The sequence below is a fragment of the Halioglobus sp. Uisw_031 genome, from assembly GCF_047729875.1.
In the GTDB taxonomy this organism is placed as follows: Bacteria; Pseudomonadota; Gammaproteobacteria; order Pseudomonadales; family Halieaceae; genus Marimicrobium.
Genome location: NZ_CP159826.1, coordinates 3,370,467 through 3,383,416, shown reverse-complemented (window position 1 = coordinate 3,383,416; position 12,950 = coordinate 3,370,467). Strand labels below are relative to the sequence as shown.

The 12,950-nt window shown below is 50.6% G+C and carries 9 protein-coding genes; 4 read left to right on the top strand and 5 right to left on the bottom strand.

What is annotated here, in order from left to right:
• The first annotated feature begins 9 nt into the window (after window positions 1-9).
• On the top strand, window positions 10-825 hold the full coding sequence (locus tag ABXT62_RS15300) for an SDR family NAD(P)-dependent oxidoreductase (protein WP_415356149.1): 816 nt from the start codon (window positions 10-12) through the stop codon (window positions 823-825).
• A 100-nt stretch (window positions 826-925) separates the two neighbouring features.
• On the top strand, window positions 926-2,575 hold the full coding sequence (locus ABXT62_RS15295; RefSeq protein WP_415356148.1) for a metallophosphoesterase: 1,650 nt from the start codon (window positions 926-928) through the stop codon (window positions 2,573-2,575).
• Window positions 2,576-2,623: 48 nt separating this feature from the next.
• Here ABXT62_RS15295 and ABXT62_RS15290 read toward each other — a convergent pair whose 3' ends face one another.
• Genes ABXT62_RS15290 through ABXT62_RS15280 form a run of 3 tightly spaced genes read right to left on the bottom strand, consistent with a single transcriptional unit; the run spans window position 2,624 to window position 8,536 of the window.
• The gene (locus ABXT62_RS15290; RefSeq protein WP_415356147.1) at window positions 2,624-4,159 is read right to left on the bottom strand and encodes an efflux transporter outer membrane subunit; all 1,536 of its coding nucleotides are present in this window, start codon (window positions 4,157-4,159) and stop codon (window positions 2,624-2,626) included.
• Between the two features lies 1 nt (window position 4,160).
• On the bottom strand, window positions 4,161-7,355 hold the full coding sequence (locus ABXT62_RS15285; protein WP_415356146.1) for an efflux RND transporter permease subunit: 3,195 nt from the start codon (window positions 7,353-7,355) through the stop codon (window positions 4,161-4,163).
• Window positions 7,356-7,372: 17 nt separating this feature from the next.
• Window positions 7,373-8,536, bottom strand: a complete 1,164-nt coding sequence (locus ABXT62_RS15280; RefSeq protein WP_415356144.1) for an efflux RND transporter periplasmic adaptor subunit — start codon at window positions 8,534-8,536, stop codon at window positions 7,373-7,375.
• A gap of 269 nt (window positions 8,537-8,805) precedes the next feature.
• Between ABXT62_RS15280 and ABXT62_RS15275 the strand changes: the two genes are divergently transcribed.
• Window positions 8,806-10,134, top strand: a complete 1,329-nt coding sequence (locus tag ABXT62_RS15275; protein WP_415356143.1) for an oxygenase MpaB family protein — start codon at window positions 8,806-8,808, stop codon at window positions 10,132-10,134.
• Window positions 10,135-10,154: 20 nt separating this feature from the next.
• Here ABXT62_RS15275 and ABXT62_RS15270 read toward each other — a convergent pair whose 3' ends face one another.
• Window positions 10,155-10,931, bottom strand: coding sequence for a DUF1295 domain-containing protein (locus tag ABXT62_RS15270; protein ID WP_415356142.1), 777 nt, complete (start codon window positions 10,929-10,931; stop codon window positions 10,155-10,157).
• Window positions 10,932-11,030: 99 nt separating this feature from the next.
• Window positions 11,031-11,618 carry a TetR/AcrR family transcriptional regulator gene (locus ABXT62_RS15265; protein ID WP_415356141.1) on the bottom strand — a complete coding sequence of 196 codons (588 nt, stop codon included), beginning with the start codon at window positions 11,616-11,618 and terminating at the stop codon, window positions 11,031-11,033.
• Between the two features lie 237 nt (window positions 11,619-11,855).
• Here ABXT62_RS15265 and ABXT62_RS15260 point away from each other — a divergent pair, with 237 nt between their 5' ends.
• Window positions 11,856-12,920 carry a class I SAM-dependent methyltransferase gene (locus ABXT62_RS15260; RefSeq protein WP_415356140.1) on the top strand — a complete coding sequence of 355 codons (1,065 nt, stop codon included), beginning with the start codon at window positions 11,856-11,858 and terminating at the stop codon, window positions 12,918-12,920.
• The last annotated feature ends 30 nt before the right edge of the window (window positions 12,921-12,950 follow it).

Below are 12,950 nucleotides of genomic sequence, written 5' to 3'. Positions count from 1 at the left end.
ACAACCAATATGACTAGATCACGCTTTAAAGGAAAGGTCGCTATTGTTACAGGCGGCAGTATGGGGATCGGCAGGAGCACAGTACTGCAGCTGGTAGAAGAGGGTGCTCATGTCGTAACTTGCGCCCGCCGTAAGCCCAAATTGGATGAGCTGGAAGAAGCATCGAAAAATCTAAGTGGCAGCTTCACTGGACATGAATTGGATGTTGGCGATACAGAGGCTTTCGCCAGACTCATTAATGAGACGGCACAACAGTATGGTCGGCTGGATGTACTGGTCAACAACGCGCCATCCGTTATAGGGGGCATGGTCGTCGATCAGACTTTGGATCAGTGGCGATCGAATTTCGGTATTGGCGTTGATAGTGTCTTTATTGGTGTGCAGGCGGCATTGAGGATTATGATTCCTCAGGGCAGTGGCTCGATCGTTAATATCTCCTCGGTGAGTAGTCTTCGGGCAGGGATCGCTTCGGGTGCTTATGGTGCAGCCAAGGCGGCACTTAATCAATTTAGCCTATGTGCGGCTATGGAAGCGGCACCTCACAACGTGCGTATTAATGTGGTTGCTCCCGGCGCCGTTGAGACGCCGGGGCTCAATGCGGCCACCATGAAAAATGACGCGGTGAAGACAATAATTACTGACGCAATCCCGATGCTGCGAGCCGCTACAGCTGAAGAGGTGGCCCACGCTATCTGTTTCCTCGCCTCCGACGACGCCTCTTTTATTACCGGCGTAGTATTGCCCGTCGATGGAGGAAAAGCCCCGCAGTTATATGTGCCTGCTTTTGATATTACTAATTTGGACAATCAGGCCAAAGATCGATAAAGGTGAGGAAATGATTCGCAAACATGCGGTATAAGAGAGTCTATTAGTGCTCTGATATGGCATGATTGACGAGGGTATTGTAAGTTGCGAGGCGATTAATATGGGCCGATTGTTCTATATAGTATTAGCATCAGTGAGCTTGCAGTTCGGTTGCAGCTCGTCTGATTCTGACTCTTTGTCTTCATCCGCGTCTGAATATGGGCTCACTGAAAAGCCTTATACGTCGCTACAACAGGTATGGGTGCCCAATGAGCCTTCGCCTGAGGTTCGGGCGATGATGGATGATGGCACCTTTACCGTCTACCAACACCGTCAGTATGCGCAGAACGGACTTGGCACTCGATTGGAACAGGGTCTGCCATGGATAGAGCATCTAGAATTGGCACCCGAGTTTTTGGTGCAGGGCGCTCAGCGATCCAGTCTCGCCTACATTCTCGTTTTGGCAGACCCGCAGATCATTGATGAAGAGTCACCCATAAGAATGGACGGCTATGCCAATGTGTATCGGCCTGGCGGGCAACTGACGCCCCAAGTTTTTGAAGCTAATATTCGCACCGCACGGCGTATCAGCGACAGGAGCAGCAGGCCGTTTGATTTCGCGATTATCGCGGGCGACCTGACGGACACTAGTCAAAAGAATGAGCTCGACTGGATGATCACGGCGCTGAATGGCGGTGTTATTGACCCCGATTCTGGCGCTGATGATGACCCGGTCCCTGGCCCTGGGAATGACTACAATGATCCGTTCCTTGCAATCGGTATTGATTCGCCTTGGTACGTCGCGCTGGGCAATCACGACGTCTTGCACGTTGGCGGCTTCGGTTTAATCGACGGCGCGCTGCGAGATGCAGCACAGGGCGATCGGTTGTTCACTGGCAGCCCGCTTAGCAAAGTGTGGGCCGGCTATGTCGCGGGTGATACGGCAGATCATCAGGTCGTTCTAGATGCCAGTGTTACGACACCGCCAGACCCCGCCCGAATACCACTCAATGAGACAGAGTTGCTACAAACGCTTTACGAAGCCGGAGGTGCGCCGGTGGGCCATGGTTACAGTCCAGAGGATATCGCAGCCCAAAAAAGCTATTACAGTGTTTATCCCGTTGCAGATAAACCTATTAGGATGATTGTCTTGGACTCGACGGATGCTGCAAAGAATACCCCTTTGGGTTCTATGGATGAGCACCAATTTACATGGTTGCATGAGGAATTGGTGAGTGCTGCTGATCAGCATGAATTGGTTATTGTGGTCTCGCACCACCGCCTGCAAGACTTTCACGATAAACGTAAAGTCTCTGGTGAAATGGTAAAGGACTTATTGGTGAGCTCGGACAACGTGATTCTCCATCTCACCGGGCACGGCCATAGAGACAGAAAAAGCTTACAGACGGCAAACGGCGAGGGTGGTTTTTGGGAGTTAATGACAACATCCACGATAGACTTCCCGATGCAGAGCAGAGTTTTGGAGCTCGTGGATGAACATAATGGCTACCTGTCGATTTACGTAACTAACGTTGGGCATAATTCGGCGGCGACTACATTGGCCTCTAAGGCACGGCAGCTGGCGGCAGGGAAGTTGGCTTTCGGCACGACATTTTTTGATGGTGATACGGTGGCTTTTTGGGAGGACGAAGTTCAGGCGCAGAATTTATTGTTACGGGTAGCGTTGCCGGATGATATAAGCAGCAATTTGGCTACGATTTCCGACTGGCCCGACACTGTTGAATCTATTCACACCCTGTCACATTTTTGAGAGGACTGCACCCATATTAGCGTGATGAATGTTGTAGGGGCGGCGGGGTTAGAACAAAGGGGGTACGGTAGGCGGCTCGGCAGTGACAGTCGGCGCACTTGCGCTCAGCTTGTCCGCTTCGTCGATCCAGCCGCCGCCCATTGCCTTATAGATATTGGCAGATGCTTCTAATAGAGCCGCACGAAGTGCCGCAAGTGCCAGCTCGGCAGGGAATAGGTTTTGCTGCGCTTGCAGCACAGTGGAGTAGGGGACATATCCCGCATCGTACTGTAATTTAGCGAGCCGCTCGTACTCGGTTAATGCAGATACGAGGCGTTGCTGTGCTTCCAGCTGTTCGCCTGTTTTTAGATACGCTACCAGCGCATTATCAACATCCGCAAATGCGCTTTGTACTGCAAGTTCATAACTTGCCAGGGCTGCCCGTTGTGCGGCTTCCGATTGCGCGACCTGACCGCTCACCGCACCGAAGGAGAAGATCGGTCCGACGATCTGGCCGGCATAGTTCCATGTGCGGCTCGATCCCTTAAATAAATCAGACAGATTGGAGCTCGAATCGCCAAAGGCACCGGTAAGAGAGATCGTTGGAAAATAGAGCGCTTTGGCTGCGCCTATTTGCGCATTGGCGCCGATCAATCCCTGCTCTGCCTGCAGCAGGTCGGGCCGTCTTTCGAGCAATAATGAGGGCAGGCCAGCGGGGACAGTCGGGCTGACTAATTCCGAGATCGATTTTCCGCGCGGAATGGCGCCCGGGTTGTCCCCAAGCAATACCGACAACGCATTTTCTTGTTGGACGATCTGAGACTCGATCTGTGGAATTTGTGTTGCAGCGGTCTCATACTGAGATTCTGACTGTGCGACGGTCATTAGCGACGTCTGCCCATACTTAAACTGAAGCTTATAGAGTCTCACGGACTCTGCATAAGTCGCCAGTGTGGCCCGACTTACCGCCAGTTGCTCATCGAGGCCACGTAGGTTGATGTAACTCGTTGCCACCGTGGAAACCAACGTTAGAATGACACCACGACGAACTTCCTCAGTGGCCAGCATATTGGCCTGAGCGGCGTCAGACAGACTTCTTATGCGTCCCCACAAATCCAGTTCCCAACTGGCGGAGAGGAACGCCTGGTAGGTCTCCAGTTTATTAGGAATTTTGAGATTATCGGGAAGGGCCCCAGACAGTTCTGTGTCTCCCCGGCCCAGGCGCCGCTTTTCGCCGCTTGCACCATAACCGATCTGCGGATATAGGTCTGAACGTGTCTGGGTAACGATGCCTAGCGCCTGTTCAACATTCGCTGCAGCGATCTTCACATCGTAGTTGTTAACCAGAGCAGTGGCGATCAGTTCGTCGAGCACAGGGTCGCCAAATTGTGTCCACCATGTAGTATTTGCCGTCTCACTGACCACCCTGGGTTCATAACGAAATTCCGTCGGTATTTCCACGTCGGGTCTTTCGTAGTCTGGAGCCAGCGTGCAACCGGACGTCACCATCAGTGCGGCCGGCACTGCCAACATGCAGGAGTACAGGCAGGTTTTTTTCACCGCAGCGGCAAGAGAACGAGTCAACAATGATAGAGGGCTATTCATATCATTCCCCGTCTCGTGATGCTTGCGGATCGACAATTTCTTCTGAGGTCTCGCTCTCATCTGGAGCATCTGAGTCCTTATTTTTGCCCTCGCCAAAACGGTCAAAGAGGTAAAAAAGCAGCGGTACGTAGAGCATTGCAAGCGTCGTTTCGCCTATCATGCCGCCGATAATACCGGTACCGATAGAATGACGCGCATTGGCGCCAGCTCCCATCGCTAAGGCCATTGGCAGACAGCCCGCCGCAAAGGCGAGCGATGTCATAATAATAGGGCGCAGACGCTGTTCTCCAGCCAGTATGGTCGCTTCCATAATCGATTTGCCTTGCTTGCGGAAATCGACGGCAGCGGAGACACGCAACACCGCGTTCTTGGCGCCCAGACCAATAAGTACCAGTAGACCGATTTGGAAATAGACATCATTCTCTAGGCCACGCATCATAATCATCAGCAGTGCACCGAGAACACCAAACGGCACAGCGGACATTACTGCGCCGGGTAACGTCCATGATTCATACTGTGCTGCGAGGACTAGAAACACAATAATGAGTCCGAATCCAAAGGCGAGTATTGAGGTGCTACCCGACTGTTTCTCTTCAAAGGCCAAGCCTGACCAGGCATACGTGTAGCCATCGGGCAGCACCTCATCGGCCAGTGCCTCCATTGCTGTAATCACTTGCCCTGAGCTATAACCCGTCGCCGCAGTTGCGGTCACCTTACTCGCAGGGAAGCCATTGAAGTGCGGCAACATATCAGGGCCGGTTACCCAATCAAGACTGACTAGTGCAGACAGGGGGACCATGTCGCCGCTCTTCGAGCGGGCATACAAATGCAGCAGGTCATCAGGCTCTTGCCGATATTGAGCGTCAGATTGTAGGACGACCCACCAGACCCGACTGAATTGCGTGAACTGGCTGGCGGTTATCGATCCAAACTGCGCCTGAATTGTTTCATACACATCTGCTATTGCTACGTTTAGCAATGCGGCCTTGTCGCGATCAACGTTAACGCGCAATTGCTGCGTGTTCGCATCGAACGTAGACGTTACCCTAGTGAATTCAGGGAGCTTGCTTGCGCGCTCAACATAGTCTTTTGTGACTTTGTCAAGCTGGGCCGAATCACCGGTACCGATATCCTGAATCCAGAACTCCACTCCTCCCGTGGAACCTATGCCGGGAATGGCCGGCGGTGCGACCGGAATAATGACTGCCTCTTGTATGTCTTCAGTTTCTGCATGCAGCGTCGTTAGTACAGCGCGCGCATTTTCCTTTTTGGCCATTGCTGCTGATGAATAACGTTCCTTGAAGTCTGTCAGTGTTACAAAGAACGCTCCGGCGTTAGTCTTGAAGCCACTGTCTAGTAGACTGTAGCCTGTAATCATTGAGCGTGTTTCGACGCCTGGAATTTTTTCGAATGCGGCATCCACTTTCTCAGCGACGGCCTGCGTTCGACCCATGCTGGATGCCTCGGGCATTACAATCGCCGCCATTACGTATCCCTGATCCTCATTTGGGACAAACCCGGTCGGTATGATTGAGAATAAATGATAGATCGACCACAGGAAAAACACTAGCAGGCACAGTGCAATCCCCGAGCGCTTAATCACAAATTCCACAGCGTGGCCAAAACCAACCGTCGTAGAGTCTACCTTGCGATTAAACCAGGCAAAGAATCCGCGTTTCGGCCGTGGGTTCTTCTTTAAAATCAGCGCGGCCAGTGAAGGGGTGAGAGTAAGGGCCAGAAAGCCCGAAATTGTTACCGATACTACGATTACGATAGCAAACTGTTTGTAGAGCTGACCGGTCGTCCCTGGGAGGAATGCAGCAGGAATAAACACCGAGGCCATCACCAATACGATTGCAACCAGAGACGTTGATATCTCCTGCATCGACTTTATCGTGGCCTCCTTCGGTTGGAGATCGTGCTCATGCATATTCCGTTCGACGTTTTCAACCACTACTATCGCGTCATCCACCACCATTCCAATGGCGAGGACTAATCCAAAAAGTGTAATTAGATTGATCGAAAAACCAAGGGCTAACATTCCCGTGAAGGTACTGATCAGCGCTACGACGATCGCAATCATACAGATGATGGTCGTACGGAAGCTCTGCAGAAACATGAACACCACAAATACGACAAGCAGTATGGCTTCAAGCAACGTGTAGATAACCTCTTCAATAGACAATTTGACGAAGTCATTCGTGTCGAGCGATATATCGTACTGCAAGCCTGCAGGAAAGCTTGGCTGCAGCTTTTCTAATGTCTCCCTCACGCCCTTGGATACCTTGAGTCCATTTGCCCCCGGCTGCAGGTAGACAGCAATAAAAGTGGCCTCCTTGCCGTTCATTTTTGAGTCAACAATATACTGCTGCAGTCCAATCTCGGCGCGAGCGACGTCGCCTAGCCGGACGATGGCATTCGTGTCGGGGTCTGCGCGCAGGATAATATCCTCATATTGCTTCGGGTCTGTGAACGGAGACTGCGTCACGACCGGCAGCGTAAGTTGCACCGGGCCATCCGTTGGTCGCTGTCCGATTTGCCCTGCCCCAAATAGCGCGTTTTGGTTGCCGACTGCGGTCTTGATGTCGGTGGTGGTAATTTTCAGAGAGGCCATGCGGTCGGGGTCCATCCATATTCGCATTGCCTGATCTGGTACCCCCATAATTTGTGCTTGTCCGGCGCCTGGAACCCTCTTGAGCGAATCGAGGATATAGACGTTTGCATAGTTCGCGATGTAATCACTTGAATAACGCTCATCGTCCGAATACACACCAATCAACATCATGATAGAAGACGACTTCTTCTGTACAGAGACACCCTGCTGCCTCACTGCGGTCGGCAGCTGCGGCTCAGCGAGGGCGACGCGGTTCTGCACCTGCACCTGGGCGATGTCGGGGTCCGTGTCAAGTTCGAAATAAATCGACAACGAAAGCCGGCCTGAGGCCGAGCTTGTCGATGTCATGTAAAGCATATTGTCGACGCCATTGATCTGCGCTTCTATCGGAGCTGCGACAGAATCCGCCAGCGTCTGAGAGTCGGCGCCGGGGTAGGAGGCAGAAACGTTGATCTGGACTGGGGTGATTGTCGGGTATTGCTGCACCGGTAGAACAGCCATGGAGACTAAACCGGCTAAACAGAGGACAATCGCCACGACACCGGCAAAAATTGGGCGTTCTATAAAGAATCGCGAAAACATATTGGGTGACTCCCTACCTACTTAGTTGATGTTGCGGAGGGAGAAGCTTTATCTTGCGGCGCGTCGGCCGCCGTAATAGAGACAAGCGCATCCGGAGTCAGACGGATCGCACCATCGACGACGACTCGGTCACCGCTGGCAAGCCCCTCATTGATAAACCAGTCGGCCCCGTTCCATTCGCCTACTGTTACAGATCTTAACTTGCTTTTGTTTGACTTATCGACGAGCCAGACGAAGTGGCCGTTTGCGCTTTGCTGCACAGCACTCTGCGGGATGAGGATTGCGTCGGGTCTAACTGCGCCGATAAGCTGAGTACGCACATATTGGTTAGGTCGAAGAACACCAGCAGGGTTATCAACGGAGGCTCGTATCAGGAATGTCCCGGTGTCTACGTTGTAGGACGGATCTGTAAAGTCGATACGGCCGCGTTGTGGGAAGGTAGTCCCATCTACTAACACGATATGCACAGAGTATTGGTTGTCTTTAGGTGCCTTTAGTACCCCCTTCTTCTCCTCCCCAACGATGCGCGCCAGTATATTTTCAGACAGGCTAAAATTAATCCACATGGGTGAAAGCACTGAGACCGTCGTCAGCTGGGAGTTTGCTGCATCGAGATAGGAACCATCAGCCATCGCCGACAAACTGCTCACGCCATCCACAGGTGAAGTAATAGTTGTGTACGAAAGATTGAGTTGAGCGCTGTATAGCTGCGCCTTTGATTCTGCAACAGCCGCCGAGGCTTCTTCAAACTGGCCCTGAGCATCATCAAGGTCGCGCTGTGATAGCGCATTTTGTTCAACCAGTGGCTTTGTACGCGCGAGATTTGCCCGAGCTACCCCGACGGATGCCTCATACCGCTGTAACGCGGCTTTAGCCGCATCCACTTGCGCTTGGAACGGCTTTTTGTCCATTTCGAAGAGAACATCGCCCTTCTTGACTTCTGAGCCTTCGATGTAAACGCGCTTCTCAAGGAACCCCGACACTCGGGCCTGAATATTGACGCCCTGAGAGCTTTGCGTCTGTGCTATGAACTCTAGGGTAACGGGGGTATCTTTTGGCACAATCTTAAGGACAGTAACGGGAATACCTTTCGGTGCCGCCGCCTCCTTGTCCGTTGTGCATGCTTGAAGCTGAATGATCGCCGCGCTGAGTAGCACTGGGAGCCAAGCGCACTTTGGCATGAATTTTATCCGTCTGACCATAATGGGCAACCTGAGTATTATAGGATGAAGATGGTAACAGCTTTTTTTCGTTATGGGCCTAAGGCCTTGCTAATTGGGGTCATTGAAAGAAAAATACTAGTAATAACTAATTAAAAATCACCCTAAGGCGGCGAATTATAATCCATCAAAGGCTATCTCGTCACCAATAGGCGGACACACATTGACAAACCGTTCGAATGATATAGCTTCATGGCACGGTATTTTTACGAATCTGAGAGAGCAAGCTCATGGCGTCTAGTGAAGTGTCGATGTATCGCGACTGTGTTTTGGCGCAGAAAGAAGCGATTCCCGCAATTTATGGCGATGTTGATTTCTCAATCCTGCCAGAGCGCTATGTCAGTGGCGTGGATCTAGCCAACAGCCTGCCCTCGCGCTACAAGCGCTATGCCCAAAGCGCACTGTCTGACCCCGAGCGGGTCGCAAACATTCGCAACTACACAATGATGGGTGATGGGGTAGCCGATGCGTATGCAGCGCTGATACCCGAATATGGATTTCGCACGCTGGTCGCGATGCTAGAGGACGCCTGCGAGAATGGTATTGACGCGGTTTCCAATGCTCCCAAGGAACTTGTTACCTTCATCCATGCTATGGAAGCAACACCCGATTGGGTCGACATGGACCTTGTTGAAAAAGGCGCTCGACAGGAACGTATCCCGCTCGTCACTATCTCGCCCTTTGCTATCCGGGGTGCGTTCATTGCCACTTTCATGAATAAGTACACGGCCTTGCCAATGACTATGACCGGTACGCTGTCAGACTCAAAATCAGCAAGACGCGTACTTGAAACAGCAAGCTTCTTTACGGCAACTGCGATGCCCGGCGCCATGGCCCGGTTCGGTCGTGGGTTTCAAGCGGCTGCCAAAGTGCGCCTTATGCATTCTATGGTTCGCTACAACATCATGCAGAGTGGGGAATGGGATGTCGCTACCTACGGCATTCCTATCCCTCAGGTTGATCAGATGCCAGCGGGGTTGATCGGTATCTTTCTGCTGTCATTCAAGCTGCTCGGAAAAGGTCGCACTCACTTTACCTCGGCCGAACGCGAGCGCGTGGAAATGGCCCGCTATCGTTGCTTTCTGTTGGGTCTGCCGCAGGACCTGCTGGGTGAGACACCCCAAGAAATTGTTGATCTTATAATGGCTCGGGCACTGTCGTTGAGGGAGGAGTTTGATGACGACACATGCGGGGAGCTCGTTCGAGGAACAATGGACGCAGAACTACTGGATGATCCTTCTGTTCGAGGTCGAATTCATAGTTGGATGGAGCGAGGCTTTTCCAAATATTTCCTCATTCAGAATTTTTGCGATGGTAAGACCGCGCGTGCCGAGGAGATAGGAATACACTATCGTCTCGAAGACAAACTGGCCACAGCGCTCACGATATTGGTGATTATCGCCAGTTCTGGCTTTTACACTTTAGGCATGCGCATCCCGGGATTGCGGAGTCTATTGGACAAAAAATTGGTCAACAAGATCGCCAGTCTTTTGGACAGCTATGGCCACGCTGATTTTATTACCGATGCCAGTGAATATAAACTGGCAGCCGCTAAATAGCGGTGGGGTCGGGCCCTCGCTTACAAAATAAAAGGAATAATCGCTTTTCGTTCTTTTGGATAATCAGGAAATTTTTCGCGATACCACTGATGGTTGTCTAGCGCCCTGAAGATCAAATTAGATGCCGTCATAAATGCAAATGTAAGTCCTGCAATTGACCACGCTGCACAGCAAAACCCAAACCAGGTAATAATCTCGCCGAGATAATTTGGGCACGAGACCCATCTGTAGGCGCCACCGTAAGGAATGCTATATTCGTTCGGGTTCTGTTTGCGTAATCTTGTGAGCGTGCGGTCAGAGACTTTGTTGAGTGTGTAGCCTATCAGAAACATGAGGGTGCCAATGATAAAAGCCGGCGAATAAAACCAATCGTTCGATTGTAAATGGATAGCGTATTTTGAAATATATTCTCCGTTTAAATAGCCACAGGCCGTACAAAGAATAGCGCCAAATAACGTCATGCGCAGTGGGGTAGACGATCCTGCGCGAACCTGCAACTGGAACGGGTAAATAAACGCACGATGGAAATAGTGCATCTGCCACATAATAAACAGTACGACTATCGGCGGCGTCACAGGCAAGGGTCCAGTAAATATAAAATAGCTAAAAACCAAACAGGCGGGCGACTCCATCAATATCCACGATAGACGAGTAGGAATTTTGATGCGGTACTGTCCCTTGTCATGGCGGCCATACACAAGGGGAACGTTCAATTTCATCAATTTTGCAGTAATCCACAAAAGAGAGGCGATGAAAACGAAGGCAAGTGCCGCTTCAAATTCATCTGAGTAGTTCATAGGCTCTCTGCACAATCATAAATCCGATGCTGATTAGTCAAAAACCACAGCGGGCATGTAAGCCGTGTCGTAAAAAACTGAGGACTGATAGCAAAGATTTTATATTAATCCAGGTAAAATTCGTATTTTTATCAAGCTACGTAAGCCATCGTAGTCGTTTGAATATTTTCCCGGGAAGAGAATCATGGAAATTGCAAAACGTGCCATGATTTCTGATATCTCTACGCCCTGATCAGCCAGCTCTGGTCGAATTTCAATCAGTGGCAATGCGGTCATTTCTGAGAAGACTAGGGTTGCTTCATCTGAGAAAGCTCTATTTCTTAATGTTCCCGCCAGCTCATGATTCAATACATATGACAGGTTACGATCTTTGGGGAGTTCCTCTACAACATAAATAATGGTTTCGACGATACGCTCCTCTATCGTGCCAAATTGTCGTGCGTGTTTAACCACTGCCCGGGCAAAGACATGGGCCTCTATGTCAATTGCGGTGAAAAAAACCTCGTCTTTATTTCTAAAATATTTGTACAGTGTCGGTCGGGAGATGCCGGCTTCTTTGGCTATATCAGTCATGGTGGTCTTTTCAAGACCCAGGCGCTTGAGGCACTCCAGAGCGGCTTTACAGACGCGGCTCTTCGCCTCGGTATCATTTTTAGGTCTGTTGCCAGACCAAAGTGACTTGCTCAATCTCGGAACCTTTTTTGGATGAAAGTGATGATTTTACTTTACACATTATCATATCTTGTTAATATGTTACCGCATTGATGCAAGAGAGATCAATACGTTATGGTCAATCTTAAAGAAATAAAGGGCGGGCTACCCAGTCGACAAGACAATCATGCCAACCTTATTACCAATAACGTCAAACCCTGGGCGCAAACGCTGCCCATAGCGGATTAACAGAGCACGAAATTGAGGTGAATTATGGCCCTACTAATGCCGAAGTATTTTCAACGTGAAAACTCGAATCTGAGGGCGAACTGGTACCGTATCAAGACGTCGTTTACAGGGATAAAGCGTCTGGTGACATTGCCGCAGGAGGACAAGGATGCGTGCGTCAATGCTTATAAATTCCTGCAGCGCATGCAAGGTGGAGAGGAGACCACTACCGAAGACGAGACAAAAGCGATTGCAGCCTATTACAAGGTCTTGAACAATATGCTGTCGGTGTTCGATTTGGAGAAACTCTACATCCCTCCACAGTTAGACGAAAAGGAGGGCTTGTATGGAAATCAGTTGTTATGCGAACAAGCTATGTTAAAGGAGATGGCGCTACAGGACCCTGAGAAGTCGCACCTGTTGGACATGGGTTGCGGCAGGGGAAGAATCGCGCATTACATTGCCTCAATGACGGGCGGCCAAGTGTCGGGTTATAACATCGATCCTGATCAAGTTGAAAATGCCATCGACTGGGCTGCAGAAACCCAGATGAGCGAACGCCTTCATTATAAAGTGGGTAATCATCACGACCCACTCGAGTACGAGTCGGGGCTTTTTGATGGTTGTTATTCTGTCCAAGCCGTTTGGCCCTTTTTCAAAAAGGAAGAATTAGACGACCATGCGAGAGAAATGTTCCGCGTATTGAAGCCCGGTACGCGATATTCATGTTCTGAGTATTTATTATCTCCCTACTTTGATTGGAATAATGAAGAACATGTAAGTCTGCACCGGTCTTACCTGCCGACGTTGGCGGCAACTCAGTCGATGTATCCGGCGGATGTGTGCGCAGCGCTAGAAAGCGCTGGTTTTAACATTATTCTTTCCGCGCCGTCAAAAAGCGAAGCGTGGCCCATTTGCGAGCAAAAACGTGACTTGATCCTTGTTGCACGAAAAATCGTCAGGTTCCTTGAAAGGATTCGGATAATGCCGCCATGGGTAGAAGAATCACTTGATCTTCTTCAAACCGGCGGTGAATCTTGGACTATGGCTGAGAAAGCAAAAATAGCAGATTTAAACTGGAGAATTGTCGCGGAAAAACCCGCACAGTAGACAGATGCAATCTCCATTGCAGGGGCGATT